Here is a 25,193-nt window from a genome sequence, read left to right as displayed (position 1 = left end):
CCCCAATTTTAGCTATAAAATACCCTACCTCGTACATGAGGTGTGATAAATTTATTTTGCTCTTCTCCACTTTTGCTGTTGCTAAATTTTAAGCTATGGCAAATTATAATGAAATCCAACATGACTTTCCTAAAGTAAACCGTGATCAGCTCATTACAGTTCAGGACTTGCTCGACTTTAAGCAGCAGCTTATTGTCGACATTAAAAAGCTACTGAAAGAACAATCTGGCCAGCCCGGCCACCAATGGCTGAAAGCCTTCGAAATCAAAAAAATGCTCCGGCTGTCCGAAAGCAAACTGCAATACCTTCGGGACAAAGGCTTGATCCCCTTCAAAAAATTAGGTGGTATCACCTACTACAATTCGGAGGAAATTGAAAAGCTGATGGCTTCCGGAAAGTTGAACGATCAGATGAAGATGGCATGAAACGCAAGGCCAAACGCATCGTACAGAGACTGCCGTATGAGATTAGAAAGAGCAGCAAAAATACCATGCATATTCACGACGGCTTGGGAACTACCATGCCACCCGACAAGGAAGTTTTGCTGATCTACTTTGACCAAAAAGGCGAAGGCGGATTAGCTGATGACTTCTTCAACGAGCATGATGCCCGCGGATGGAAGACGCCAACCGGCGGCACGATCTACAATTGGAAGGTATGTGCAGCCGAGTGGATTTACAACCATCGGCAGGAAGTAAAACGCAGGTTTAGGCAGTCTCCATTTAACAGTGAATCGTTTTAAGTTGATAACGTTGAACAAATCCAAATCGAGGACTTTGCAAAGGACGAGATTGCATTTTTGAGCAATCAGCAAGATAAACCGTTGTCGGACAACGGAATCTTACCCTCCCTTCCGAAGTCAGTCCGGGGGTGCAATAAAAATCCTCCGAAGTCGGATTTTTAGATGATGTGAGTTATGGAAAATGATGAAGGGAACAGGTTGCGAAAAATCACCACGAGGTTTAAACCGTGTGAGTTTTTATTGATCGATAAGCGGTTTAAAAAGACACGCTTCCGCAAGATGAGCGAGTACATCCGGTGCGTTTTACTGGAAAAACCAATCACCGTAAATTACCGGGACAAGTCCATGGATGAGATGCTTGAAGAGTTGTCTTTGCTGCGCCGGGAACTCAATGCCATTGGTAACAATTTGAATCAGGCAGTCCGTCAGATCAACGCTGCACACGGCTCCGCAGATAACCGTTTATGGTTATCGCTCATGTCTATCATCGGCACCAAAGTCGACCCGGCTATCGCGCAGATCAAGGACCGCATGCAAAACTTTTCAGAACTATGGTCGCAAAAATTAAAACCGGACGAAGCATCCTCGGGGCAATAAATTACAATGAGCATAAGGTGCGTTCAGGCAAGGCTGAATTGATCCTTGCACAGGGTTATTTAAAAGAGCCGTCTAACCTTTCGTTCAGCGACAAGCTTAACCGATTGACTGATCTGACCAAACGGAATGAGCGCACGCAGGTCAATACTTTGCACGTGTCACTGAATTTTGCGGTTGGCGAAAATTTGGATAAATGGACACTTCAGCAAATTGCCGATGAGTATATGGAAGGCCTTGGGTTTGGTAAGCAACCCTACCTTGTCTACCAGCATTACGATGCCGGACATCCGCACCTGCATCTGGTTTCTACCAACATCAAGCCGGATGGTGAACGGATCAGTTTTCACTTGCTGGCAAATAAAGCCTCCGAGCAGTCGCGGAAGCAGGTGGAGCTGAATTATGGATTAGTCAAGGCAGAAGATCAGGGCAAAGCACAACATAACATAAAATCTCTATCCGTGGAACAAGTAGCTTACGGGAAATCAGAAACCAAGCGGGCCATCACTAATGTCGTAAGTGAGGTATTGCGAACATACAAGTTTACCAGTATCCCGGAATTTAACGCGGTGCTGAACGGCTTTAACGTGACGGCTGACCGGGGTTCAAAAGAATCCAGGATGTATGAGAAAAACGGGTTGGTATACTGGGCACTGGATGGTAAAGGCGGCAAGATCGGCGTTCCCATCAAGGCCAGCAGTATCTACGGTAAACCAACGTTAAAAACGTTGGAAGGACGCTTTGCTTTAAATGAGGTGCTACGCAAATCATTAAGAGAGCAGGTAAAGTATACGATTGATGATCTGCTGAGCAAACCGATTGGTAAAACCGAGTTTCAGTTAAAGCTTAAGGAACAGAATATTGAAGCCATTTTCAGGCACAGTGAGGATGGCCGGTTGTATGGGGTGACGTTTGTCGATCATAAAACTAAAGCTGTGTTCAACGGCAGTGATTTAGGCAAAAACTATAGCGCAAACAGCCTTTCACAATTCTTTGCACGATCAGATGGAAGCATTAAACCAAGCCATAACGTTGAACTATCCGGCAATAAACATTTGCCTGATAACACAGGAATAAACGGTAATAACAACTTCAACGGTGGCAGTGCATTGCTAGAAGCCTTATACCAGGAGGAAAAACAAGATATGGCAGCCATGGGCAGGCTACAGCAAAGAAAGCGCAAGAAAAAACGCAGAGGACATTCACTTTAAATTTTACAGTTATGCAAACAGGTGAAAACGAACAAGCATTAAGAAGGATCATTGATTTTACCCGGTTTATCAGCCTGGCCATTCTTATCCTTCATTTTTATATTTCCTGCTATGCCGCATTTCAGCATTGGGGTTTGACCAAGCCGGTCATTAACAGTATCCTACTGCCTGTCTCGAAAATGACAGTCTTCAAAAGTGTACTTTATGCAAAACTTGCAGCACTATTCGCTTTAATGATTTCCTTGTTAGGCAGCAAGGGGAAGAAAGATGAGAAGATCAAACTTAAAACAATTACTATTTATGCTTTGATTGGCTTGCTGTTATACTTTGTCAGTGCAGCATTCCTTAACGTCCACTATTCTATGTCAGCGAGGGCATTTCTCTATATCGGAATGACCTCTTTAGGATATTTACTGATTTTGTCAGGACTAAGTGCCCTTTTTAGAATGCTCAAATTGAAGCTAACTGATGACATCTTTAACAGAGCAAACGAATCATTTCCACAGGAAGAGCGATATCTCAACAATGAGTATTCAATCAATTTGCCTGCTATCTACCACCTGAAAGGCAAAGCGCGTAAAAGCTGGATCAATATCATCAACCCTTTTCGTGGCACATTGATCGGTGGCAGTCCCGGCTCTGGTAAGTCCTACTTCGTTATCCGCCACATTATTACCCAACATATTCAAAAAGGATTTTCCATGCTGATCTATGATTTTAAATATGACGACCTAACCAGGATTGCCTATAACGCTTTGCTTCAACACGGTCACTTGTACAAGGTCAAACCAACTCAGTATGTGATCAACCTCGAACATATCATGCACCGCGCCAATCCACTGGAGCCGGAAACCATGCTGGACATAACAGATGCAATTGACGCCAGTCGAACGATCATGCTTGGCTTAAACCGTGAGTGGATCAAAAAGCAAGGCGACTTCTTTGTAGAATCACCGATCAATTTCATCACGGCCATCATGTGGTTTCTGCGAAAGTATCAAGACGGTCGCTTTTGTACGTTGCCGCATGTTATTGAATTGGCACAGGTAGATTACAAAGATCTGTTTGAGGTACTATTACAGGAACCTGAAATTGAAGTATTGATCAATCCTTTTATTTCTGCCTGGCAGAATGAGGCCTATGAGCAGTTGGAAGGTCAGGTGGCAAGCGCTAAGATCAGTTTGGCGCGTCTGTCTTCACCTCAACTTTATTATGTACTAAGTGGCAATGATTTCTCTTTAGACATCAATAATCCTGATGAACCGAAGATTGTCTGCCTCGCCAATAATCCGCAAAAATCACAGGTGAACGGTGCTGTGCTGTCCTTGTATATCAACCGCATTAACAAGCTGGTCAACCAAAAGAACCGCCAGAAATGCAGTATGATCTTCGATGAGTTCCCAACCATCTACTTCAACGGCATTGACAACCTCATTGCTACGGCAAGGTCTAATAAGGTAGCGGTGACACTGGCGGTTCAGGATTACAGCCAGCTTAAAAAGGATTATGGTCGTGATCAGGCAGAGGTTATTATGAATATCGTAGGTAATATTATTTGCGGGCAGGTAACAGGCGATACAGCCAAACAGTTGTCAGAACGCTTCGGAAAAATTAACCAACAAAAAGAAAGTGTATCCATCAACAGTCAGGATACCTCGGTGAGCCGTTCTACTCAGCTGGACTTCGCGATACCTGCCTCTAAAATTGCTGGGCTGTCCTCCGGTGAATTTGTTGGCATGGTAGCCGATGACCCGACCAATAAGATCAGCTTAAAAGTGTTTCATAACGAAATTCAAAATGACCATGACAGTATTCGCAATGAAGAGTTGAATTATCAACCTATCCCCACCGTTCGAGATATCGATCAGGCGGAGGTCCTGCGTAATTACCAACAAATCAAAGATGACATAAAGGCTATCGTGCAAGACGTCGTGAATTAACTCTTAAGTAATAATGCCAATCGTCATATTAACGTAATATTGATTTAAGGTGAAGTCAAACGAATAACGTGTCGTAACACGTTATTCTTAATTTGCGTATTAAGCAATAATCCTAATTGCCTAATCCACATACATATGCGCACCATCACCGAGCGTTACTACAGCGCTTTAGAAAATCAATTAAACGAAATTTCTACGAACGGCGAACCTTTAGCCGAACAATACAAAGCTTCTATCATCCTTTGCAAAAAAGCAATGGCCAAGCTGAAAAGCTACATCTCCAGCTATTCTTTTGAAAGTGTCGAAGACGAGATCCATTTCTTCAAAGAAGTAAAACCCCAATTCTACAGTAAATACATTTACTTCATTAGCGTTTATAATTACTTAATGAAAAGGCCGACAGGAGCCGAAGATCATTTAAAAGAATATATCAACTCTGAGCTGGCCGATCTTAAACGTTATTTCGATCATAACGCCGCTTTTTATCAGTACTACCGTTCCGGTTCCACCCAGATGGATGAAGTGTATTTTACGCGTGGTGGGTTTGACGTACATGTGGAACTGGAAAAATTTGAAGAGGACGAGGTGTATTCAACCAGTCACGACTACAAGCTTTCCAATATTATCGCGAACGAAAAATATCAGGACTTTCTGAATATAGAACTTCAAAAGCTCAATAATCATGATGAGCGCCCGCCAGAGATGAGCCTCGAACTTCCGCTCACCTGGACATTTTCAAAGACCGATCTGATCGAACTGATTTACGCGCTGGTTGCTGCTGGCGTATTTAATAATGGCAATGCGGAGATCAAAACTGTTGTTAGCTTTTTTCAAACGGTTTTTCATATCGAACTTGGCCAGTACTATCACAAGTACACTGATATGACGCGGCGAAAAAAGGATCGTACGATATTACTTGATAAGTTAAAGCTTGCCTTACTCCGTAAAATGGACCAAAAACTGGATGAAGATGGCGCTATTCAGCAAAAGCTAAAATTATAGTCATTTTTAACTATTTGTTTTTCAATATGTTATAAAAAATTTATCCTACCTTGTACATGAGGTGTGATAAAAGTTTTTTGGATAGGCCAACCTTTGCTTTCGAGATCGCTGCATGGTGCAGATGGTCTTTAAATCAAAGCGTTATGTTGTCATCCATCTCCTGGCAGCAGTATTTTGCAGCCATCGCTATCATAAGCGCATCTTACTACCTGTATGTGATCCTTCGCTACTATCAACGCGAGGTTACCAATCTTTTTATAGCTAAGCAATCAGGTCAGCTACTTGCCCCAAGCAGCACCCTTTCATCTTTTGCGGTGATGGGTCAAGCTAAGCAAGATCAAAGCATCACCGTCGTAGCCGACGAAGAGTTACAATTCGCGGAAGCCGACATCGACGAAGACTTAAACGGACCAGTTGCTGAATCAACAGCAGCAAAGCCCGTTGAGTTTTTGCCACAAACACAACTGCTTAATGAGACGGACAAACTCATTGATGCTTTTGCAGACGTTGACAGTAAATCAGAATTTATTTCATTGCTGAACATTCTGCTTACCTCTTATAAACCATACGAGTCGCAAATAAACTATCTACAGGTAACTGAGCATATCTTGAACGAATCGCACGGAAAGTTGCCTTTCGACTTGACAAGCAATGACCTGCCTGCCTTGAATGAGTAACATTTTTTAAACCCTTTAAAATAAATAAACATGAAAACACAGCAAGTAAAAAGAAATAACGATCTGAGGCATCTGTTGAAGAAAGGCTTCGGCACATTGACATTTATCCTTTTCGCCTTCACCTTGTATGCACAGGACGGTAATGCCGGCATTCAGGAGGCAACCACGCAGGTCAAAAGCTATTTTACTACCGGTACAACCTTGATGTATGCTATTGGTGCTTTGGTAGGACTGGTAGGTGCTATTAAGGTTTACAAAAAGTGGAACGACGGCGAGCATGATACTGGAAAAGTTGCATCCAGCTGGTTTGGTAGCTGCATTTTTCTGGTAGTTGTCGCTACGGTACTCAAATCTTTTTTTGGCGTTTAACTGCATCAATATGGCATTGTATCAGATCAATAAGGGCATCAATAAACCCATTGAATTTAAAGGGCTAAAGGCCCAGTACATAGGCTACTTGGCAGCCGGTCTTGTTATTTTGCTCATCGGCTTTGCGGTTATGTACCTGTTTAGCGTACCGGTGACCATGTGCCTGCTCATCACAGGTGCATTGGGAAGCCTGCTTTTTTATCAAGTTTTTAAGCTCAGTCACAAGTACGGGCAATATGGGCTGATGAAGAGATCAGCTAAGCGATACCTGCCGCGTTACCTGCAATTCACAACACGAAACGTATTTCTGCAATTAAAAAGAAGATCATGAAATCACACAGCAAAGCGGAACAGGTATTTCCTGTTTATAAGGTGGAGCACGATTGTATGCTTTCAGCGCAAGGCGACCTGACCATTGGTTATGAAGTTAACCTTCCGGAAATTTTTACCATGTCAAATGACGAGTACCACAGCTTTCACGAGGCCTGGATCAAAGCAATAAAGCTTTTACCCAAAAATACCATCTTCCATAAACAGGACTGGTTTATAAGCGAGCAATATAAGGCCAAATTTCAGGATAACGGCGAAACGCAGGTAAAAACGTTTCTGTCCCATTCCAGCGAAAAGCATTTCCATGAGCGTCCATACCTGCATCATCATTGCCATATTTTCCTGACTAAGAAGCCGGAAAAATTCAAACACTATACGAGCGCGGTAAGCACATTGATGCGAAAACGCATAGTCCCATCTCAAACCACATCAGAAGAGCTGTTTCGTGACTTTTTAGATAATGCCGGACAGTTTGTAAAGGTGCTGGAAGATAGCGGCCTAATTGCATTGCGGGGCATCAATGACGACGGACTGTCCGGTACGCCTAAGACACCCGGAATACTGGAACAGTACTGCTTTCTGCTCAACAAGAACAGCAATACGGTTTTAAAGGATATTCATATTCAGGACGAGATCCGCATTGGCAATGATCATTGTCAGCTTTTTACTTTAAGCGATGCGGAAGACTTGCCGCCGCTTTGTGGCCCGAGAATAACCTTTGACAAGTACAGCACGGACAAAACAAAGTTTAGTACTGGATTTGCCTCACCGATCGGCACTTTGTTGAGATGCAACCATGTGTATAACCAGTACATATTTATCGAAGACAGCCAGCAAACCTTAAAGAAGCTAGAGGCAAAGAAGCTGCGCTTACAATCGTTATCCGCTTATTCCCGTGAAAATGCGATCAGCCGGGATGCGACTCACGAATTTTTAAATGAAGCAATCAGTCAGCAGCAGCTGCCGGTTAAAGCACACTTTAATGTGATGGCCTGGACAAACGACCGAGCCGAACTTAAAGACCTCAAAAATAAAGTAAGTTCAGCTTTAGCTCAAATGGATGCGCAACCTAAACAGGAAACGGACGGAGCTCCGCAGATATGGTGGTCGGGATTGCCTGGCAACGAAGCTACCTTTCCAATGAATGATACCTTTGATACATTTGTTGAACAGGCAACCTGCTTTTTAAATCTTGAAACAAACTACCAATCCAGTATCAGTGCCTGCGGGCTTAGGCTAGGCGATCGCTTGTCAGGCAAACCAGTCCATGTAGACATCAGTGATGAACCGATGGAGAAAGGCATAACGACTAACCGGAATAAGTTTATTTTGGGTCCGTCGGGCAGTGGAAAGTCTTTTTTTACCAACCACCTTTTGCGAAGCTATTTTGAACAGGGCGCTCACATTGTATTGGTCGATGTAGGGCACAGTTATCAGGGGCTATGTGAGTTCGTTGGCGGCTATTATTTCACTTATTCAGAAGACAACCCCATCAGCTTCAATCCCTTTTATATCGCTCATGGCGATTACTTGGATACGGAAAAGAAGGAAAGCATTAAAGCCATGATCCTTGCATTGTGGAAGAAGGAAGATGAAGGCGTACAACGTTCAGAATACATTGCGATTTCCGATGCTTTGTACCACTATTATGAAAAGCTTAAAGTGAATCCTGATATTTTTCCTTGCTTTAATAGCTTCTATGATTTCCTTGCAGGAGAGTTTTATGAGACCATGAAACAATCAAAAGTAAAGGATGAGCGTTTTGATATTGATAACATGCTGTTCGTATTAAAACCATATTACAAAGGTGGTGAGTACGCTTACCTGTTGAATGCAAGAGAAAACCTCGACTTATTGCATCGCCGCTTTATTGTCTTTGAGTTGGATAACATCAAAGATCACCCCATTCTTTTCCCGGTAGTGACACTGATCATTATGGAGACCTTTGTATCCAAAATGCGCAAACTCAGTAAGGCCACCCGCAAAATGATCTTAATCGAGGAAGCATGGAAAGCTATTGCGCGTGAAGGCATGGCCGAATACATCAAATACTTATTTAAAACGGTTCGAAAATATTTTGGTGAAGCTTTGGTAGTTACTCAGGATATTGAAGATATCATAAGTTCGCCGGTGGTCAAGCAAGCTATTATCAATAACAGCGACTGCAAAATTCTGCTTGACCAACGCAAGTACCAGAATGACTTTCCGAAAATTCAGCAGTTATTGGGCATCACGGATAAAGAAACGGCACTGATCATGAGCATGAACCGGAACAATGATGAAAAGCTAAAATACAAAGAGGTGTTTATCAGCCTCAATGGTCAGTTGTCAAAAGTTTACCGGACAGAGGTGAGCCGTGAGGAATACTGGACTTATACAACGGAATCAGCGGAAAAAGCTCGTGTTCAAGAATACGCTAAGAAATATGGAAGTATTCAGCGAGGCATTGCGGCTATTGTTCAGGAAGAATTAGAAAAAGCAGCTTAATTAAATTATATCATTATGAAAGCATTAATCATTCTATCATTTATATTATTTATCATCTACGGATGCTCAGAGACCGCTAAAGAGTCAGACCCATCCGGGACTTATGTAACCCATTTCAAGAATGAATATTCGCTTACAGACGATACTCTTATTATCAGAAATATCAATTCTTCTAACCAGGCATATAACATTGAACGAAAATCTGGTTTTCAAAAAATCAGAAATGGCGTTTTAAAGAGCAAGGAATTTAAGTCTGCCAAATGGGATGCCACTTACAACAAAGATTCAAAGGTACTACAGCAAACTGACCTTGGAAATCAGGTTTATATTACAGACCATAACGGCGTTAAACTCGGCGATTCCGAATACAAGAAAATAAAATAGCAATTCATTTCTTGCCTTTTTTAATCTGATAAATAATCGGAAAGGGACTTCTTATGAAAAAATTTAAGGTACGACCAGCGATATTAATCGCCTTGATAATGTTATTGTTCACAGTGCCGAAAGCTAATGCGCAGTTCGTAGTAGCAGAAGTAATTAAACTCACCGTCAAGAAAGTCATCAAGGCCATTGACCTTAAAGTGCAGCGGATGCAGAACAAGACCATCTGGTTACAGAATGCACAGAAAGTGTTAGAAAACGAGCTATCTAAAGTTAAACTTACGGAGATATCCGGCTGGACAGAAGAACAAAAACAATTGTACAGCGGCTACTATACAGAGCTATGGAAGATCAAATCCACCATTGCTTATTACCAGCGGATCAAAGATGTCACCTTGAAACAGGCTGCTTTGGTTGGTCAGTACAAGCGGGCCTGGGGGCTGTTTCAAAAAGACAACCACTTTCGTCCGGAAGAGATCAATTACATGCAGAAGGTTTACAGCGGCATCTTAGATGCCAGCGTTCAGAACCTCGATCAGATATTAATGGTCATCAATAGCTTCAAAACGCAAATGTCCGATGCTAATCGACTCGAACTGATTAATCATGCAAGTGACCAGTTGGACATCAATTACAACGACTTGCAGCAGTTTAACAATCAAAACATTCGGATCTGCTTACAACGAAGCCGTGACCTTGCAGATACGAAATCAATTAAGGAATTGTATGGAATCAATTAGCCAGTTAAAGCGCCGCGCTGATGATATCGGCCGGAAAAGCAAGGCACTATTAACCTATGCGCTGGTGACCGCCGCTGCTTCGTTATGGTTGTCGCAAGCACATGCGCAGACTTTTGCCGAATGGTTCTCTCAAAAGAAAACCCAAAAGAAATACCTGCTTCAGCAAATAGCAGCTTTACAGGTTTACTCCAGTTATCTGAAGCAAGGTTACCAAATCGCCAACGGCGGCTTGGGTTATATCACCGGCTCATTAAAGGACGAGTTCAGTTTGCATACGACCTACTATGATAAGTTGAGATCCATCAATATGGTAGTCAAGAATAACCCGCAGGTGGGTAATATCCTGACATGGCAAAGGGATATTTTGGGAGCAGTTAAAGGTCTTGATCAGGCAACTTACCTATCAACGAAGGAAAAACTTTACGTTGGAAAAGTCAAACAAGCACTGTTTTCAAACTGCGATGAACAGATCACAGCGCTGCAAATTCTCCTTACAAACGGCAAACTGACCATGACTGACGATGAACGTTTAAAGCGGTTGAACAGCATTCACCTGGCGATGCAGAGCAATTACCGGTTTATCGCAGACTTCGCGGGCAAGATAAAGGTTTATGGCCTTCACAAACAGCAAGAAAATACCAACCTCGAAACCAGCAAATACATATTCGGTATTCGATAATATCAAGGATTATGAAAAAGCACATCAAAGCATTTTTGCTGACAGGATTTACAGTAGCGACTCTCTCGCATACTCAGGTATGTAAGGCTCAGAGCCAGGAACTACAGCAGTTGTTATTGAATATAGAAAAGCTAACTCAGTTGAAGAGCATCCTTTCCGATATGAAGACAGGTTACCAGATCTATCAAAGGGGCTATAGTACGATCTCGTCGCTATCCCAAGGAAACTTCAATTTGCATGACGTGTACGTAAACAGCTTGCTTCAGATCAGTCCGGCTGTCAAAAACTACGGCAGGGTTGCCGAGATCATCTCCCAGCAGGCCAGTTTGCTAAGTGAGTACAAAAAGGCTTTTTCCCGCTTTAAACAAAGCGGATCGTTTTCGGCAGGCGAACTTGACTATATGGGTAAGGTATATAGCGGGCTGGTAAAGCAAAGCCTTGACAATATCAATGAGCTAACCAATGTATTGACAGCTTCTAAATTGAGGATGACTGATGATGAAAGGATCAGGGCGATAGATCGGATTTATGTGAACTCTACTGATAAACTTCAGTTTTTGCGATACTTCAACCGCAACGGTGTGATGGTCAGTTTGCAGCGAACGAAGGAAACCGGCGATGCCCTCTCATTAAAGAAGCTCTACGGTATAAACCACTAATTCAGACATTATGAAAAAGACAGCTTTTTTAACCGCAATCATTGCGGTAACGGGGATTCTTTTCCCTTTATTTTCAAATGCAGCAGGGCTTGCAGATAACATCCAGGGATTGCAGGGAACGCTCAATAGTGTTTACAATGATATGCTGCCGATGTGCAGCGGCTTGATCGGCGTAGGCAGGGCCATCGCAGGATTCGGCGCACTGTGGTACATCGGCAGCCGCGTATGGCGGCAAATTGCGGCGGCAGAACCTATAGACTTTTACCCGCTGATGCGTCCCTTCGCTCTCGGCCTGGCGATCCTGTTATTTCCCACGGTCATCGCAATTATCAACGGCATCATGCAGCCGACCGTAAATGCGACGGGCGGAATGGTGCAAAACTCAGATGCAGCGATTGCCGCCTTATTAAAAGCCAAACAGGAAGCCGTTGAGAAGACAGATACGTGGCAAATGTACGTTGGGCCTGACGGTGATGGTGACCGGGATAAATGGTACAAGTATACCCATCCTGAAGACAAAGATGGCAGTGGTGAAGGTGTATTAGCAAGCGTCGGAAATGATATGAAATTCGCTATGGCTAAAGCGTCCTATAACTTTCGTAATACCGTGAAGCAATGGATGTCAGAGGTACTACAGGTATTGTATGAAGCCGCAGCACTATGTATCAACACTATTCGTACGTTTTACCTGATCATTCTGGCTATCCTCGGGCCGATCGTTTTTGGGCTTGCGGTATTTGACGGTTTTCAAAGCACATTAACGGTGTGGCTGGCTAAATACATCAATGTATTCCTATGGTTACCAGTCGCGAATATATTCGGTGCCATTATCGGTAAAGTGCAGGAAAATATGCTCAAACTGGATATTTCACAAGTACAATCAGCGGGTGATACCTTTTTTAGTTCGACTGATACGGCTTACCTCATTTTCCTGATCATTGGGATCATAGGCTACTTCACGGTTCCGAGCGTAGCCAATTACATTGTCAATGCAGGCAGCGGCCATGGGCTTTTACAAAAAGTAAATGCACTGGTCATCACCAGTTCCAATACCACCGTGGCGGCTGGTTCTCAAGTGGGAGAACGAATGGTCAACGGCGCAATTAATTTAAGCAATGCACCAGGCGACTTTATGAACGGCTGGAACAATGCGGGTCAGGAAACTAAGTCACAGCCCGCTAACCATCAGGCGGCTCGCATCAACGGAAATTAAGTAGTTCACCATAAAATTCGTAGCCATGTTTACACACCTCAAAAATATTGAAACGGCCTTCAGGCATGTGAAGCTGTTCAGTTATCTCCTGATAGCCGCCTGCACGATCATATCCTGCTTTGCCCTTTATAAAAGTTACCAGGCAGCAGACCTCGCCAGCAGGCACATCTACATATTAGCGAATGGTAAAGCTTTAGAGGCCTTTGCGGCAGACCGCAAAGATAATATCCCCGTAGAAGCACGGGATCACATCAAAATGTTTCATCACTACTTTTTCACGCTTGACCCTGATGAGAAAGTGATCAACGCCAACATCGGAAAGGCATTGTACCTGGCCGATGAAAGCGCCAGAAATCAATACAACGACCTTAAGGAAAAAAGCTATTACAACAACCTGATTTCGGGCAACATCAGCCAGCAGGTTGTGGTGGACAGCATTCAACTCGACATTGATCAGTACCCTTATTACTTTAAATGCTTTGCTACGCAAAAGCTGATCCGGGCAACATCAACCATTAACCGCAGTCTGGTTACCCAGGGTTATCTACGAAACGTGGCGCGTTCAGATAACAACCCGCACGGATTCCTGATACAGCATTGGGAAACATTAGCCAACAGGGATACTACCCTTCAACATCAATAGCCATGAAAACACATCGTAATGATAACAGCTCATCCACTCCGATGAACGACCAAATAGCAAAAGTGGTCTCGGTATTTATTGTAAGCGTTCAGGCTAAGTTAGCAGCGTCAATCGGCCAACGGTTCAATGCTTATAGCGCCGGTAAGCAAAAGCTCGTGCTGGTGAGTATTGTAGCCATCACAATCGCCATCCTTTTAACCGGGCTGTTTACCAACTCTTATACGATACCTGCACTTCATCAATCCTATAGACCCGCAACACATATCGGCATGGCATCCGACGTCAATCTCTTTGTGAGAAAGGATGCACAATTAACAGATTCATTAACTAAAAAATGATTAGATCATGGAAGCAACACGCAAACCAGGCAATCTGCCTGCACACGCTCCCGAATTTCTGAAAGAGCGTAAATTCTTAATGATGATACCTGTACTGATCTTTCCTTTCCTGACGATGGCCTTTTGGGCGTTGGGTGGCGGACGGAACAGTAGCCATATGACCGGCGAACAGACGGCGGTCAAAGGGCTGAATACTACTTTACCTCAAGCTCAATTTAAAAATGGTAGTGATCAGGATAAAATGGGTGTCTATCAAACATCTGCGAAGAACTCAGACAGTTCCACTGCGGTCAGCGTAAGCCAAAACTTCGTTAGTTCGATGGGCTTTGCTGAACAGGAGGCTTCACAAGGAGAACTGCAAAACACCTCTTCGTTACCAGGCGAACTAACGGCGAACGATCCTAATGAAGCCAAAATTCAGGCGAAACTTGCGCAGATCAATACGCAGCTCAATCAGTCTTCGTCACCTGTACAAACCGGCGGTTATGAGCCGCAGCCAAATTCCGGTACAGAGGTTAAGCGACTGCAAATGATGATGGCTGCCATGAACAGCGGCAGTGGTGAAGACCCGGAAATGAAACAGCTCAGCCGCATGCTTCAGCAAATCAATGATATTCAAAATCCCGGCAACTCCGATAACGTCCTTCGCGCCCGCTCCCTGAAAAATCGCAACCGTGTCTATGCGGTAACTGCCGTAAGCGATGATAGCGACGAATATGGTGAAGGGCCCAACGTTAGGTATGCGAGCAACAAAACTGCTCAGGGTGAAAATGCGGAAGGGAACACCATTCAGGCCGTGATTCATGAAGATCAAACGTTGGTCAGCGGTGCGGTGGTTAAACTGCGGCTGGTGGACGGGATTTATGTTAAAGGCAAAATGATTCCTAAAGGCAGCTTCGTTTACGGCACGTGTGCGCTGAACAACGAACGCCTAGACATTAAGATTGCCAGTATACGCTACCTGAATAACATCTTACCAGTTGCCTTGACTGTGTATGACTTGGATGGTCTGGAAGGCTTGTATGTACCAGGTTCCATCAGCCGCGACGCTGCTAAGAACGGAATGGGCAACGCCGTTAGCTCCATGCAGCTGATGACCATGGATCAGTCCTTGGGCGCGCAAGCAGCCGGAGCCGGTATTGAAGCGGCCAAAGGACTGTTCGGCAAAAAGGTAAAACAGATTAAGGTCAAAGTTAAAGCCGGGTATGAAGTTCTGCTTAAGGACAGTAATGACCGGGATAATTAAGGAGGTGGTATGAAAAGACTAACAGTAATATTTTTCCTTGCGTTAATAGGGAAAATAGCGTTTGCACAGGATACAGCCTATATAAGCCAGGACAAGGCAACAGCATTGTTTTTTCCGGGGCTGGTTAAAGTGCTCGGCAGCCAAAGCAGCAAATACGTGATTACGGACAAAGGCAATGGGGTGCTGACGATCAAAGCAGTCGCGGCGAATTTTAAAACTGTTACGCTCAGTATTCAGGACCAAAGCACCAAAAAGGTCTACAGCATCCCGGTGGTGTATTCTTATGGACGAGCAGGACGACGGATCGGGTATGGTACGACGCTTGTACGTACCCTGGTAAATAACAGGCCGGAAAATACCGAAGAGGCTATCGCGCAGCAATTAGCGTTGGGAAAACGTGCTGACGTCGCAACCCATGAGAAATCGGGCGGTATCAAGGCCTGGATCAATAAAGTTTCACTTGCGGGTAACCGGGTCTATTTGCGGCTTGATCTGCGTAATCGTTCGAACCTGCCTTACGGGATTGATTTTGTCCGTTTCTATATTCGTGACCGCAAAACCGTAGACCGGATGGCTACTCATGAACAGGAGATCGTGCCGCTTTACAGCACTTTACGAAGTCGCACAGCCGTGACGAAAGACCATGAAGTTGCCAAAGTGTTTGCCTTTAAACGGTTTTCTCTCTCAGACGACGAGGCGCTATTCATCGAAGTTTACGAGCGTTCGGGTAACCGGCACCTTTATTTACAGATCAGGCAGGATGATCTGGATGATATCAAAGTCCTTGCTGTACCATCACGGGCTGCGCTGACGCTGGCCGCTAATTAACAATCATCTAATTACCATTTAATTCATACAGTTATGAACACACAAAATTCAGAATTCCTGAAAAAAAACCTTTTGAATTTAGGTTTTGGAGAAAAGGTCAATGCGGAACTTGACAAGAAAATGGAAGCGAAAACGCCGGAATTCAGGTTAGGCTTAAGCCACGAGTTCAATCATAAGACCGTCGATTACACCCTTCATTTTAAAGCAGGCGACAACCAGGACATGTACTTTTTCAATAAGTACGATGCGCATATCCGGCATGAAGACGCTGCAAAAGAGGTAAGCCAAACTTTTTTTATTAATAAAGGAAATGGCGTTACAGCTAAGGAAGCCTTCAATTTGATGGAGGGACGTTCTGTTCATAAACAGCTAACGAACCTGGAAAATCAAAAATATCAGGCGTGGCTAACGCTGGACGACCAGAACCTGACCGAAAGTGGCAATAAGAAGATCAAGCATTACCACGAGAATTACGGCTATGATATTGAAAAGGTCATTGCCGGAAAAGGTATCAAAGAGCTGGAAGACCCGAAAGCAAAAGAAGATTTATATCGTTCTTTGAAAAAGGGAAATGCGCAGCAGATCACCGTTGCAACCGGTGAAGGCGAAAAAAAGTATTTCATTGCAGCTAACCCGCAGTTTAAGACCGTCGATCTTTACGACCATCAGATGAAGAAGATCAAGCGGGAGGAATTGTTAGGTACAAGTGCCAAGGCAACGAAAAACTTGAAGTCTCGTGCGCAGTCCTCGGAGGAGCTGCCAAAAAAAAAGCAGTCTCGTAAAAGCAAAATGAGTGTTTAACATTTCAGGCAACAGGTCATCATTGACCTGTTGCTATTTATCTTAAAATACTTTACTATGAGAACATTAGATGAGGCACAAAATGTGTTATTGAGCGTATCAGACGAGCAATGGCTCAAACTCGTCGAGATGCTTACCTATGGCGTGTTAGAGCTGAATGCCCGCACGTTGGCAAAAGTAGAGATCATGTATAGCGTCGGCCATTATCCGGCGATGCATTTTCGTTTAACGACTATTTTAGATGATCCGACTGATGGTAACCCTTTACCACAAATATCCGGATTCCGGTTTGCCTTTGACCAGGATATTGATGATGACGTATATATTGAACCCCTTAGTTCAGACGGCTATTGGGAAGACTATCTGGAAAAAGAAGGTATCAACCATGTGTTTGCCAGTAACGAAGTTGGTATAAGGAAGCTATATCGGTTCATCAACGAGGAACTGCATCTATGGGATGATGTGCCTTTTGAAGAAATTGAAAAACCTGTAGAAGATACCTGGAGAACGTTGTTTGAGCTTAACCCGCTTCCTGATCAATGAAGTGCTTGTTGTATAAGTTGATGATATCTCGTTTGAGTTCCAACGGCAGATCATAACCTTCTTTCCATATTAGCTTGCCTGTAGGCACCTCACCCGGACGGGCTTGTATAATGTCGCATCCTTCTAAGACGTCCTCAATAGCATGAATGTCAAGATACGGCTCGTACCTGGTTTCCATTGCTTTTAGTTCGGGGTCTGCAACAAGACTGAACATCCTTTCTCTGTATGGCTTTTCGTGCTGCTCCACTGTCATGATCTTATGAATTGGATTTACCTTTAAGAATTTCTACTTTTTCCCGTTCGCTTGCGAGAAGTTGCTCATAAAGCTTTTTGTTCTCTTCAACAAGCTCTATAAGTTTATCAAGAGGATTAAAAGTACATTGGTATAGTCCACTGTAATTACTTGATGATCCCTCGTAATTGTTCTGAATGTTATAAATCGCCTTTTCCTCATCAAAGTTTTTGATGGCTTCAACGGGAACTTTAAGTATAGCAGCCACCTGAGCAAGAATATCTTCTTCAATAAGCTCTTTCCCCTCCAGTAACGATACTCTTTTTTGGCTCCAATCATCTCCTAATGCTAAAGCCAAGGCTTCTTGCTTCAACCCAAGCATCTCCCGAAAGCGCTTCACATTGCGTCCCTGATGAATATTTTTTGGCGAATCGGTAGCTGTGCTCATGATGGAAATGGTTGTTTAAGCAAATGTATGAAAATTTGAAGTTTCAAGTTACCAGTTTTATCGGCCTAAAGCAAGCATAATTTATACGGGTTTGCTACTTCGATAGAAAGCTTTAGAATAGGTTAGAAATCTGTTCCTGCGGTCATTTGTCTTGCTGGCAACAATGACGGCATCAAGACCATGACGATGTATTTAGGCAACATAGCACCGTGGGAGCAGTACCCCAAACATTTGCGTTTTAGCGAGGTCATGAACCCTTTAAAAGTTATTACCGACTTTTTCAGTACGGGATGGCCGAAAGATCACCGGGAGGATTTGAAAGAATGGCGTTTTTACGTATTAAATGACAAGTTTTATAAAGACCGGCACGGGCCAGGACACGTACTATTTATTTATGATCAAACCCTACAGTTGATCGAAGCTCTGCATTTATTACTGCTTAAAAATTACGACAGGTGGCCACGCTTACAGGACGTGACCGAAGAGCAGATCGAAAAGGAAAAAAAGGACTGGGTATATTTTCCGAAGAATCTTTCAGCGAAGGAACTGGCTAACCCGTACAAGGCAGTAAAGAAATGCTTCAAGAAGATCAGCCCGCAGGATTATCGCGACTACTTGCACGAATGGCTGCATAGCGCGCTGTATAAAAGTGCTGCTGACGAAACACTCATCGCTGGGGAGATCATTGATGTATATGATAATATTCGTAAACTTTATTCCGCAGCATGGCTCATTCACCAGCGTGAGACGGAAGAAACGATCACGCATAAAGGTTGGGGCAGAAACCGGAATGCGTCGGAAACAGAAAGCATTAATGATAAATTAGCACCATTAAAAGACCTTCATCCGGTATTAAATCAAGCTGAAAAGTCAGGCGTTGAGAAAGTAAAGAACCTGATTGTTGAGCGTATATCATCAGTTCGCATGATCTACCTGATGGGTACACATCCCAATCCATTTACGTATTACTTATTGATATTGATAGACGACAAGGAGAAAACGCCTGAACATGAAATTGCTAATAAAATTGAGGATAACTGTCGTCACCTCGCATCCGTTTTTGCCTTTGTGCATAAACTGGCCAGTGCCAAAGATGCATTAGCAAACAATAAGCGCTTCTGGCACAACACACTTTTCAAAAGTATTAATGTTTATAAAACTCCTGATGTTGAGCTAACAGGTGCGCATTCCATTGATAATGGTGTGTGGCTTGAAAGAGCCGGGCACGACTGGAACAGATGGGGTGTTCAAGGTAAAGCGTTCATGAAAGGCGCTCTTCGCTACATTGAAGATAACAATTATTCACTGGCTCTTTTTTCCCTTCACCAGGCAGCTGAAAGCAGTTTGATTGCTATTATTCGGGCGGTATTAGGTTACCGCTTATCGGTGCATAATTTGTCGAGAAAGATTAGGATAACTTTGTTGTTTACCGAAGAAATTAAGCGGGTTTTGCAGTTAGACACGACGGAAGGCATTCAGCTATTCAATTTGCTGCAATCAGGATATTCGGAAGCACGATATAAAAGCCAGTTTAATCCCGATGAAGAATCTGTAAAGCTGTTAAAAGATAAAGTTGAACTGCTGATAGCTAAGATAGAGCAGATCTATCAGCAGTTTGTTAAAGAAAAATCCGCTCCACTAAGTACCGGCCAGTAGTAGCGGCAGGCGGCTTGAGTTTCTCAGCCGCCCTGCTTGCTGCTATGATATGCAATGACGTTTCCTGAGCTTAGAGGGCAAGGACGCTGCTTGATCAATTTACATCACTACAGTATGAACAGATAGGCAATATTGTATTACTTAATTATCTTGTTTAATTTAATCCATTTAACAATGAGTTACAACGTGTCATTTGCAGAGATGAACCGGCTAGCTACGAAAATTAAAATCGGTCAACCTAAACTTTCTCTCGAAGATTTGCGAAAACAAGCGTTGCGACTCGAAAGCACCCATACCGCTAAAATTAAGAAGCAGCCACCTTCTCGTTAACAGCCGATATCGTAGAATGTTAATTAGCTTTATCGCTACAATGAAACTGGATTGATTGTTGCAAGTTTTTATTTCGTACGGAATTTTTCCGTATATTTGTTTGGAAAGGCAATAATTATGGAACGAGTGATCAAAGCTGAAAAGACAAGGTTCGATACCAAACTGACAACAGACCAGAAAACATTATTTGAACGGGCAGCTAAATTGGGCGGTTACCGTACGCTTACCGACTTTGTGGTATCTACTGTTCAGGAAAAGGCAAAATTCATTGTGGAACAGCACGAAGCAGTTCTGGCTACAGAAAGGGACAGGAATGTTTTTTTCGAGGCGATCATGAATCCGCCGAAGCCTGGCAAACGCTTACAACAGGCTGCTGAGCGCTACCGTGAATTCAATAATCAGTCAACGGAAGTTTAATGAGTTATCCGATAGAACCGCTGCATTCAGGACTTAACAAAAAAGAGTTTACCTGCGGCAAGGAAATGCTCGATAATTACTTGCACAAACAGGCGAGCCAGGATATCAAACGACGATTGAGTACCGTGTCTGTCATGCTGGATGGTGACCGCATCATCGGCTACTATACGCTATCAAGTACGAGCATACCCCACGAGCTGGTGCCGGAACAAGTGCAAAAGAAAATGCCGCCTTCTTACCATAACCTCCCCGCGATATTATTAGGAAGGCTGGCATTGGATCTAAACTATAAAGGACAACGCCTTGGTGAATACCTTTTAATTGATGCGTTGAAGAAATGCTATAATGTCTCTTTAACTCACGTCGGGGCAATGGCTGTGATCGTTGATCCGCTTGACGCCGATGCGGAAGCCTTTTACTTAAAATATGACTTTGTTAAACTGGACTCCGGGAAAATGTTTCTGGCGATGCAGACCATAGCTGCGCTGTTTACAAATTAGAATTATTATGTGAAATTTTATGGGTAAACAACGAGACATTATTTAAGCATATAAATTGAAAGCTCGTTGGCTGTCCCCAAGGCCAGGCTTTTCACTATATCTTTTCCATGAAAAGGATGCCGTTGCAATCCTTGACAGGCTAACTTCTCCAATATCCATTGCTTTCATTCCGCTCCTGCATTTTTGCTGCGCTGCAAAAGCATCCTCTGAAACCAGTTGACCGGCTACGTCCTGCAAGCGCATCATTCCGGACTTCACTCGTTTACCCGCTCCGCTACCCTTCGCCGGGAAAAGCTTCGCTTGCCTGCATTCCTGCCCTTGCTGATTTGATTTAAGGGACTTCTTTTAGCTGCTATTTTCCAACGAAAACGGACAAAAGCGGCGTCAATCTCGGTCAGCCTTCACGTACGAACGCATAATGTCCTTCGCTTCGCTGCGGCCACCCTCCGGGACTTATAGTTCTCCCGCTCTGGCTTACGACCGCTCTTTTGACTTTCTTTTTTACCGTTTTTTCTTTTGAAAAATAGCTTTTTAAGGGAAGTCTTCGGGAAAAGAGGGAAACGAAAAACAAATTTTTTAACCCTTTAAAATCTTTTAAGATGAAAACAGCAGAAAAAAATGCAAACGGTGTACAAGGTGCAGCAGCAAAAGCAAACGAAGCTAACAGAACTCAAAACCGCCCAAGCTTAACAGGCAAAGAAGCTAAAGAACATGCAAACACTACCGATGAAAAGCCCGCCGAAAATTCACAGGCTGCGGAAGCTGCGCCTGCCCAGGCTGCGACCAGTGGCACCGCTACAGTGGATAACCAACCCGTTAACGCTGCAAACCAGCCAGCCACCGAAGAAGTGAAAGCCGAAGCACAGGCCGAGCCCGCTAAAACGGAAGAAGTGAAATTTGAGCCTAAAAAATTTGCGCTCAACTTAGAGCAAACTTTAAAATCGGTGAACGACCTGCACCGCTTGTCCATCCAGCGTTTAGCCCTGATTGCCCGTATTAAGACCTTAGAAGATTTTGAGGTACAATTACAGGAAGAGAACGACGAACTGGAAAGCAACCCGTACCAAGGCTGCAAACTCATCATTCAGGATGATAAACGCCGTGAATTCGTGACCAATACGCCGAACCTTATCCGCATGGTAGCGCAATTCATTTTTGATGCCTGCCATGAAAAATTGACCGACATTGAGGCGAACATCGTTTTTCCGAACGCCTGAACAATTATTGCTCCCGGCGTTTAGCCGGGGGCATTTTTAAGTTTCATCAAAACAGCTACTCCCATGTACGAGCAATTTATAGAACTGACCGACCAGCTTTTTTGGGAAGGTTACGCCGAACAACTGGCGCAGGAGAACCCCGCACAATTTCAAATGGAATTCCGTGATTTTTTGAACACCTATCAATATTAAGGTTATGGAAGACAAGATTTTTTTACTGGTGAAAGTGACCATAAAGACCACGCACCCTGACATACACGACGCTATTGCAGAACTGCAAAACAGCGACGTAATAATTACGAGCACCGACAATGTACGGGTGCTGCGTACCGAGATCATTCCCATGAATACACGAAACGCTAAAAATTAAAGCAATGGCACATCAGATCAATTTCAATCAGAAAACAGGCAAACACTCCTTTATGAGCGTAAAGGAAAAAGCCTGGCACGGTTTAGGGCAGATTATTGACCGCTACCCGACCAGCAGTGAAGCGATACAGCACGCAGGTTTAGACTATATTGTAGAAAAACGTCCTTTGTTTACGTACGACACCGCTAACCACTTAGGTGAGGGCAGCGACGATATCATCATCCCTGAAATAGCAGTACCTAATTTCTTCGCCACCGTACGGGCAGACACCGAGCAGGTTTTAGGCGTAGTCGGCAATGACTACGAAGTCGTGCAAAACCGTGATGCGTTTTCATTTTTTGACGCAATTGTCGGCGGTGGCGAAGGTATTCTGTACGAGACCGCAGGCGCACTAGGCAACGGCGAACGGGTGTTTATTACCGCAAAGCTACCCGATTATATCCGCGTAGGTGTCAAGGACTGGATAGAGCAATATTTGTTTTTGACCACTTCCCACGATGGTTTAGGCAGTATTACCGCAGCTTTTACGCCGATCAGAATTGTATGTAATAACACGCTTAATGCCGCTATGCGCAATCATTCTGGAGCAATTAAGATACGGCATACCGCATCTGCTGCTGAGCGGTTAAAACAAGCGCATACGCTCATGGGTATCAGCCGAGAGTTGAGCCACGAGATGGAAGGCTTATTTAATCAATGGGCAAAAGTCCGCATTACAGACCGTGAAGTTAAAAAGCTGGTACAGATTGCTATGGCACCTAATAAAGAGGTATTAGACCATTTAGCCGAAGGCAAGTTTGAACAGCTTTCAACGCATTACACCAACATTGTAGACAGCGTTTATGAATATGCGTTAGCCAGCCCGACGCAACAGATCGATACGACTGCAGGAACGGTATTCGGTGCGTACAATGCAGTAACAGGTTATTTTCAGAATGTACGCAGTTTCAAAAGTGAAGAAGCGAAATTTAAATCCATCATGGACGGCACAGCTAAACAACGGGCACAAACCGCCTTTAATTTATGCCGTGATTTTGCAAACCAAGGCAGCGAGGCACTGATTTTTAACTAAAGCTATCAAGGGGGAGCAATCCCCCTTGTTTTCCAAAATTGCCGGACGGCGGGCTATCGCCCGCCCGTTTAGGACGCCCCCTGTTTTCGTATTGCTGATGATTTTTGGTGAAAACAGGGGGCGGTAGATTAAATATGATATGTTAATCTCCGAAGCGGGTATCTCCAAGCATACCACAATTAAAAAATGGAAAATTTTGTTAGCTTGCGCAATTCTTAGCCGCACTTACGGCTAATTGTGATAAGGTTTAGGTTGAAGGTCCCTTGCAGCGAGTGTTAAGGGACTTTTATTTTTAGACAAAGTTTTTTAGAATTCGTTCAAGCCTGTTCTTGGCCCTCGACTGCAACCGCTTTCTTTTTTCGGTTTTTATGAAAAGTACTTATTCTGCCATCAGGCTCAATATGAAGAGTGTAATAATCTCCCTCAAAATAAATTGATTCCCTGCCATAGCGGCTGTATCGTGTGTTTGGACGTTCTACAAAAAATGTCTGTACTTCCTTATCTATTGCCTGAATAACCTTTTCCATCACAGTTAGCACATCTTCAGTTGCCCATTGAAAATTATCTTTATGTTCAAATCGATCATTTACCTTCATTTCTTCCACGTGTCGCATATAAACATGTAAAAATCCATCAATGTCCAGGTACACTGGGATCTTACCCATTACGTTCAACTTACGGTCTTTGAATTTTTCAACCTCCATAAGGAGCTTCACAGCCTGATCGATATTGTCCTTTGCTAACTTCTTTAAGCTACTGCCAACCTGTTGTAGGTACTTATCTAAGACAGCCATATTAGCTTTTTTCTTCTTATTGATCATTTGACCTAAGCGCTCAATTTCCTTTTCGCTGATTTCTTCCCTATGAAGTTTTATTTGAAGAAATTCCCATTCAACTTGCTCCACTAATTGATTTTCAGCTACATAAATTTCTTGTCTTTCATGATCAGTTAGTTCCGCTTCCTCATAATACAGCTTAAGAGCCAAGTAGAGGCTTCGTTGCTGAGGTGTTATCCCTATGCCTTCTCTTACTAATTTCTTATTGAAACCATACACCCAATCATAATCGCCTCCTTTAGGTTTTACTTCCAGAGGTATCTGGATCTTCTTGATCGTTCTCAACTCAACAGAGTGAAAAGTATTTTTGGGCTCAGCTGTAAAGTAACTGATCGACCATATATGCTCAGTATCAATACCTGTTTCTTTTAACTCTTTAATGAGTTCAGGTGCGATATCATTGAGAAGGTACTCCGCTTTAACTATTCCTGAATGCGTAAACGGTTCTTCCTTTATCATTTCGTCCATTTTTTCCCTTTCATCCTGGGTATAAAGAAATGTTACGGTAATATATGGGCCATACTTTTGATAGGACGAGGTGCCTGGAATAAATTGTACGGATGCCGTTTTATCTTCACGGCCAACTAATATATAAATCTCTTCTATGGTATATTTCTTCATTTTAGAAGTTTAGACTTGAAAATGTTTTTGAACTTATAAAAGAAAATCGGAAAAAAGAAAGCGGGTGACTT

General features: G+C 43.4%; 31 protein-coding genes. 28 read left to right on the top strand and 3 right to left on the bottom strand.

All coding sequences use genetic code 11. The annotated features are described in order from the left end of the window. The first annotated feature begins 95 nt into the window (after window positions 1–95). The 21 genes from IRJ16_RS14085 (at window position 96) to IRJ16_RS13985 (ending at window position 17,423) form a co-directional block, all read left to right on the top strand. The gene (locus IRJ16_RS14085) at window positions 96–425 is read left to right on the top strand and encodes a helix-turn-helix domain-containing protein (protein WP_194112247.1); all 330 of its coding nucleotides are present in this window, start codon (window positions 96–98) and stop codon (window positions 423–425) included. A 65-nt stretch (window positions 426–490) separates the two neighbouring features. Next, complete coding sequence (locus tag IRJ16_RS14080) at window positions 491–742, top strand: hypothetical protein (RefSeq protein WP_194112246.1); 252 nt, start codon at window positions 491–493, stop codon at window positions 740–742. Window positions 743–916: 174 nt separating this feature from the next. Further along, window positions 917–1,339, top strand: coding sequence for a plasmid mobilization protein (locus IRJ16_RS14075; RefSeq protein ID WP_194112245.1), 423 nt, complete (start codon window positions 917–919; stop codon window positions 1,337–1,339). Continuing rightward, window positions 1,294–2,547 (top strand): relaxase/mobilization nuclease domain-containing protein, encoded by a 1,254-nt coding sequence (locus IRJ16_RS14070; protein ID WP_194112244.1) that lies wholly within the window; start codon window positions 1,294–1,296, stop codon window positions 2,545–2,547. Before IRJ16_RS14075 ends, IRJ16_RS14070 begins: the two co-directional genes overlap by 46 nt. 11 nt (window positions 2,548–2,558) lie before the next feature. Next, window positions 2,559–4,487, top strand: a complete 1,929-nt coding sequence (gene mobC, locus IRJ16_RS14065; protein ID WP_194112243.1) for a conjugal transfer protein MobC — start codon at window positions 2,559–2,561, stop codon at window positions 4,485–4,487. Window positions 4,488–4,622: 135 nt separating this feature from the next. Continuing rightward, window positions 4,623–5,489 (top strand): RteC domain-containing protein, encoded by an 867-nt coding sequence (locus IRJ16_RS14060; RefSeq protein WP_194112242.1) that lies wholly within the window; start codon window positions 4,623–4,625, stop codon window positions 5,487–5,489. 143 nt (window positions 5,490–5,632) lie between these two features. Then, a complete protein-coding gene (locus IRJ16_RS14055) occupies window positions 5,633–6,166 on the top strand; it encodes a hypothetical protein (protein ID WP_194112241.1) in 534 nt (177 codons plus the stop codon). Window positions 6,167–6,196: 30 nt separating this feature from the next. Next, complete coding sequence (locus IRJ16_RS14050) at window positions 6,197–6,535, top strand: DUF4134 domain-containing protein (RefSeq protein ID WP_117381996.1); 339 nt, start codon at window positions 6,197–6,199, stop codon at window positions 6,533–6,535. Between the two features lie 10 nt (window positions 6,536–6,545). Next, on the top strand, window positions 6,546–6,866 hold the full coding sequence (locus IRJ16_RS14045) for a DUF4133 domain-containing protein (protein WP_194112240.1): 321 nt from the start codon (window positions 6,546–6,548) through the stop codon (window positions 6,864–6,866). Next, window positions 6,863–9,352 (top strand): TraG family conjugative transposon ATPase, encoded by a 2,490-nt coding sequence (locus IRJ16_RS14040; RefSeq protein ID WP_194112239.1) that lies wholly within the window; start codon window positions 6,863–6,865, stop codon window positions 9,350–9,352. Before IRJ16_RS14045 ends, IRJ16_RS14040 begins: the two co-directional genes overlap by 4 nt. 15 nt (window positions 9,353–9,367) lie before the next feature. Further along, window positions 9,368–9,736: a hypothetical protein gene (locus tag IRJ16_RS14035; RefSeq protein ID WP_194112238.1), complete on the top strand. Its 369-nt coding sequence runs from the start codon at window positions 9,368–9,370 to the stop codon at window positions 9,734–9,736. Window positions 9,737–9,789: 53 nt separating this feature from the next. Continuing rightward, window positions 9,790–10,473 (top strand): conjugal transfer protein TraI, encoded by a 684-nt coding sequence (locus IRJ16_RS14030; protein WP_194112237.1) that lies wholly within the window; start codon window positions 9,790–9,792, stop codon window positions 10,471–10,473. Beyond that, the gene (locus tag IRJ16_RS14025; RefSeq protein ID WP_194112236.1) at window positions 10,424–11,152 is read left to right on the top strand and encodes a hypothetical protein; all 729 of its coding nucleotides are present in this window, start codon (window positions 10,424–10,426) and stop codon (window positions 11,150–11,152) included. Before IRJ16_RS14030 ends, IRJ16_RS14025 begins: the two co-directional genes overlap by 50 nt. Before the next feature lie 11 nt (window positions 11,153–11,163). Continuing rightward, on the top strand, window positions 11,164–11,811 hold the full coding sequence (locus IRJ16_RS14020) for a TerB family tellurite resistance protein (RefSeq protein WP_228080149.1): 648 nt from the start codon (window positions 11,164–11,166) through the stop codon (window positions 11,809–11,811). A 10-nt stretch (window positions 11,812–11,821) separates the two neighbouring features. Then, window positions 11,822–13,024, top strand: coding sequence for a conjugative transposon protein TraJ (traJ, locus tag IRJ16_RS14015; RefSeq protein WP_194112235.1), 1,203 nt, complete (start codon window positions 11,822–11,824; stop codon window positions 13,022–13,024). Between the two features lie 25 nt (window positions 13,025–13,049). Further along, on the top strand, window positions 13,050–13,667 hold the full coding sequence (gene traK / locus IRJ16_RS14010; protein ID WP_194112234.1) for a conjugative transposon protein TraK: 618 nt from the start codon (window positions 13,050–13,052) through the stop codon (window positions 13,665–13,667). A 2-nt stretch (window positions 13,668–13,669) separates the two neighbouring features. Beyond that, window positions 13,670–14,005, top strand: coding sequence for a hypothetical protein (locus IRJ16_RS14005; RefSeq protein WP_194112233.1), 336 nt, complete (start codon window positions 13,670–13,672; stop codon window positions 14,003–14,005). Between the two features lie 7 nt (window positions 14,006–14,012). Then, the gene (gene traM / locus IRJ16_RS14000; protein WP_194112232.1) at window positions 14,013–15,251 is read left to right on the top strand and encodes a conjugative transposon protein TraM; all 1,239 of its coding nucleotides are present in this window, start codon (window positions 14,013–14,015) and stop codon (window positions 15,249–15,251) included. 9 nt (window positions 15,252–15,260) lie between these two features. Then, window positions 15,261–16,079, top strand: coding sequence for a DUF4138 domain-containing protein (locus tag IRJ16_RS13995; protein ID WP_194112231.1), 819 nt, complete (start codon window positions 15,261–15,263; stop codon window positions 16,077–16,079). Window positions 16,080–16,112: 33 nt separating this feature from the next. Then, complete coding sequence (locus tag IRJ16_RS13990; protein ID WP_194112230.1) at window positions 16,113–16,880, top strand: hypothetical protein; 768 nt, start codon at window positions 16,113–16,115, stop codon at window positions 16,878–16,880. 57 nt (window positions 16,881–16,937) lie between these two features. Beyond that, on the top strand, window positions 16,938–17,423 hold the full coding sequence (locus IRJ16_RS13985; RefSeq protein WP_194112229.1) for a hypothetical protein: 486 nt from the start codon (window positions 16,938–16,940) through the stop codon (window positions 17,421–17,423). Here the strand turns inward: IRJ16_RS13985 and IRJ16_RS13980 are convergent. Continuing rightward, on the bottom strand, window positions 17,401–17,676 hold the full coding sequence (locus IRJ16_RS13980; RefSeq protein WP_194112228.1) for a hypothetical protein: 276 nt from the start codon (window positions 17,674–17,676) through the stop codon (window positions 17,401–17,403). The genes IRJ16_RS13985 and IRJ16_RS13980 overlap by 23 nt on opposite strands. 4 nt (window positions 17,677–17,680) lie before the next feature. Beyond that, window positions 17,681–18,103, bottom strand: coding sequence for a helix-turn-helix transcriptional regulator (locus IRJ16_RS13975; protein ID WP_194112227.1), 423 nt, complete (start codon window positions 18,101–18,103; stop codon window positions 17,681–17,683). Between the two features lie 180 nt (window positions 18,104–18,283). Between IRJ16_RS13975 and IRJ16_RS13970 the strand changes: the two genes are divergently transcribed. The 7 genes from IRJ16_RS13970 to IRJ16_RS13945 all read left to right on the top strand — a co-directional run bounded on the left by IRJ16_RS13970 (window position 18,284) and on the right by IRJ16_RS13945 (window position 23,665). Beyond that, window positions 18,284–19,759: a HEPN domain-containing protein gene (locus tag IRJ16_RS13970; RefSeq protein WP_194112226.1), complete on the top strand. Its 1,476-nt coding sequence runs from the start codon at window positions 18,284–18,286 to the stop codon at window positions 19,757–19,759. Window positions 19,760–20,206: 447 nt separating this feature from the next. Further along, window positions 20,207–20,506 carry a type II toxin-antitoxin system TacA family antitoxin gene (locus IRJ16_RS13965; protein WP_194112225.1) on the top strand — a complete coding sequence of 100 codons (300 nt, stop codon included), beginning with the start codon at window positions 20,207–20,209 and terminating at the stop codon, window positions 20,504–20,506. Continuing rightward, window positions 20,506–21,006, top strand: a complete 501-nt coding sequence (locus IRJ16_RS13960; RefSeq protein ID WP_194112224.1) for a GNAT family N-acetyltransferase — start codon at window positions 20,506–20,508, stop codon at window positions 21,004–21,006. Before IRJ16_RS13965 ends, IRJ16_RS13960 begins: the two co-directional genes overlap by 1 nt. A 599-nt stretch (window positions 21,007–21,605) precedes the next feature. Continuing rightward, the gene (locus IRJ16_RS13955; protein ID WP_194112223.1) at window positions 21,606–22,223 is read left to right on the top strand and encodes a hypothetical protein; all 618 of its coding nucleotides are present in this window, start codon (window positions 21,606–21,608) and stop codon (window positions 22,221–22,223) included. Window positions 22,224–22,286: 63 nt separating this feature from the next. Further along, window positions 22,287–22,415, top strand: a complete 129-nt coding sequence (locus tag IRJ16_RS23025; RefSeq protein ID WP_262707637.1) for a hypothetical protein — start codon at window positions 22,287–22,289, stop codon at window positions 22,413–22,415. A 4-nt stretch (window positions 22,416–22,419) separates the two neighbouring features. Then, the gene (locus tag IRJ16_RS13950) at window positions 22,420–22,593 is read left to right on the top strand and encodes a hypothetical protein (protein ID WP_194112222.1); all 174 of its coding nucleotides are present in this window, start codon (window positions 22,420–22,422) and stop codon (window positions 22,591–22,593) included. 4 nt (window positions 22,594–22,597) lie between these two features. Next, entirely contained in the window at window positions 22,598–23,665 is a 1,068-nt protein-coding gene (locus IRJ16_RS13945; RefSeq protein WP_194112221.1) for a DUF932 domain-containing protein, read from the top strand. Window positions 23,666–23,982: 317 nt separating this feature from the next. Here the strand turns inward: IRJ16_RS13945 and IRJ16_RS13940 are convergent, their stop codons facing one another. Continuing rightward, window positions 23,983–25,122: a hypothetical protein gene (locus IRJ16_RS13940; RefSeq protein ID WP_194112220.1), complete on the bottom strand. Its 1,140-nt coding sequence runs from the start codon at window positions 25,120–25,122 to the stop codon at window positions 23,983–23,985. Between the last annotated feature and the right edge of the window lie 71 nt (window positions 25,123–25,193).

The sequence above is a fragment of the Mucilaginibacter myungsuensis genome, from assembly GCF_015222005.1.
In the GTDB taxonomy this organism is placed as follows: Bacteria; Bacteroidota; Bacteroidia; order Sphingobacteriales; family Sphingobacteriaceae; genus Mucilaginibacter; species Mucilaginibacter myungsuensis.
The sequence above is the reverse complement of the archived record's forward strand: the minus strand, read 5'-3'. Positions and strand labels throughout refer to the sequence as shown.

What these genes read in the sequence shown, in the direction of transcription:
- IRJ16_RS14085 (WP_194112247.1), top strand. Translation starts at nt 96, where the DNA reads ATGGCAAATTATAATGAAATCCAACATGACTTTCCTAAAGTAAACCGT.
- IRJ16_RS14080 (WP_194112246.1), top strand. Translation starts at nt 491, where the DNA reads ATGCATATTCACGACGGCTTGGGAACTACCATGCCACCCGACAAGGAA.
- IRJ16_RS14075 (WP_194112245.1), top strand. Translation starts at nt 917, where the DNA reads ATGGAAAATGATGAAGGGAACAGGTTGCGAAAAATCACCACGAGGTTT.
- IRJ16_RS14070 (WP_194112244.1), top strand. Translation starts at nt 1,294, where the DNA reads ATGGTCGCAAAAATTAAAACCGGACGAAGCATCCTCGGGGCAATAAAT.
- mobC (WP_194112243.1), top strand. Translation starts at nt 2,559, where the DNA reads ATGCAAACAGGTGAAAACGAACAAGCATTAAGAAGGATCATTGATTTT.
- IRJ16_RS14060 (WP_194112242.1), top strand. Translation starts at nt 4,623, where the DNA reads ATGCGCACCATCACCGAGCGTTACTACAGCGCTTTAGAAAATCAATTA.
- IRJ16_RS14055 (WP_194112241.1), top strand. Translation starts at nt 5,633, where the DNA reads ATGTTGTCATCCATCTCCTGGCAGCAGTATTTTGCAGCCATCGCTATC.
- IRJ16_RS14050 (WP_117381996.1), top strand. Translation starts at nt 6,197, where the DNA reads ATGAAAACACAGCAAGTAAAAAGAAATAACGATCTGAGGCATCTGTTG.
- IRJ16_RS14045 (WP_194112240.1), top strand. Translation starts at nt 6,546, where the DNA reads ATGGCATTGTATCAGATCAATAAGGGCATCAATAAACCCATTGAATTT.
- IRJ16_RS14040 (WP_194112239.1), top strand. Translation starts at nt 6,863, where the DNA reads ATGAAATCACACAGCAAAGCGGAACAGGTATTTCCTGTTTATAAGGTG.
- IRJ16_RS14035 (WP_194112238.1), top strand. Translation starts at nt 9,368, where the DNA reads ATGAAAGCATTAATCATTCTATCATTTATATTATTTATCATCTACGGA.
- IRJ16_RS14030 (WP_194112237.1), top strand. Translation starts at nt 9,790, where the DNA reads ATGAAAAAATTTAAGGTACGACCAGCGATATTAATCGCCTTGATAATG.
- IRJ16_RS14020 (WP_228080149.1), top strand. Translation starts at nt 11,164, where the DNA reads ATGAAAAAGCACATCAAAGCATTTTTGCTGACAGGATTTACAGTAGCG.
- traJ (WP_194112235.1), top strand. Translation starts at nt 11,822, where the DNA reads ATGAAAAAGACAGCTTTTTTAACCGCAATCATTGCGGTAACGGGGATT.
- traK (WP_194112234.1), top strand. Translation starts at nt 13,050, where the DNA reads ATGTTTACACACCTCAAAAATATTGAAACGGCCTTCAGGCATGTGAAG.
- IRJ16_RS14005 (WP_194112233.1), top strand. Translation starts at nt 13,670, where the DNA reads ATGAAAACACATCGTAATGATAACAGCTCATCCACTCCGATGAACGAC.
- traM (WP_194112232.1), top strand. Translation starts at nt 14,013, where the DNA reads ATGGAAGCAACACGCAAACCAGGCAATCTGCCTGCACACGCTCCCGAA.
- IRJ16_RS13995 (WP_194112231.1), top strand. Translation starts at nt 15,261, where the DNA reads ATGAAAAGACTAACAGTAATATTTTTCCTTGCGTTAATAGGGAAAATA.
- IRJ16_RS13990 (WP_194112230.1), top strand. Translation starts at nt 16,113, where the DNA reads ATGAACACACAAAATTCAGAATTCCTGAAAAAAAACCTTTTGAATTTA.
- IRJ16_RS13985 (WP_194112229.1), top strand. Translation starts at nt 16,938, where the DNA reads ATGAGAACATTAGATGAGGCACAAAATGTGTTATTGAGCGTATCAGAC.
- IRJ16_RS13980 (WP_194112228.1), bottom strand. Translation starts at nt 17,676, where the DNA reads ATGACAGTGGAGCAGCACGAAAAGCCATACAGAGAAAGGATGTTCAGT.
- IRJ16_RS13975 (WP_194112227.1), bottom strand. Translation starts at nt 18,103, where the DNA reads ATGAGCACAGCTACCGATTCGCCAAAAAATATTCATCAGGGACGCAAT.
- IRJ16_RS13970 (WP_194112226.1), top strand. Translation starts at nt 18,284, where the DNA reads ATGACGATGTATTTAGGCAACATAGCACCGTGGGAGCAGTACCCCAAA.
- IRJ16_RS13965 (WP_194112225.1), top strand. Translation starts at nt 20,207, where the DNA reads ATGGAACGAGTGATCAAAGCTGAAAAGACAAGGTTCGATACCAAACTG.
- IRJ16_RS13960 (WP_194112224.1), top strand. Translation starts at nt 20,506, where the DNA reads ATGAGTTATCCGATAGAACCGCTGCATTCAGGACTTAACAAAAAAGAG.
- IRJ16_RS13955 (WP_194112223.1), top strand. Translation starts at nt 21,606, where the DNA reads ATGAAAACAGCAGAAAAAAATGCAAACGGTGTACAAGGTGCAGCAGCA.
- IRJ16_RS23025 (WP_262707637.1), top strand. Translation starts at nt 22,287, where the DNA reads ATGTACGAGCAATTTATAGAACTGACCGACCAGCTTTTTTGGGAAGGT.
- IRJ16_RS13950 (WP_194112222.1), top strand. Translation starts at nt 22,420, where the DNA reads ATGGAAGACAAGATTTTTTTACTGGTGAAAGTGACCATAAAGACCACG.
- IRJ16_RS13945 (WP_194112221.1), top strand. Translation starts at nt 22,598, where the DNA reads ATGGCACATCAGATCAATTTCAATCAGAAAACAGGCAAACACTCCTTT.
- IRJ16_RS13940 (WP_194112220.1), bottom strand. Translation starts at nt 25,122, where the DNA reads ATGAAGAAATATACCATAGAAGAGATTTATATATTAGTTGGCCGTGAA.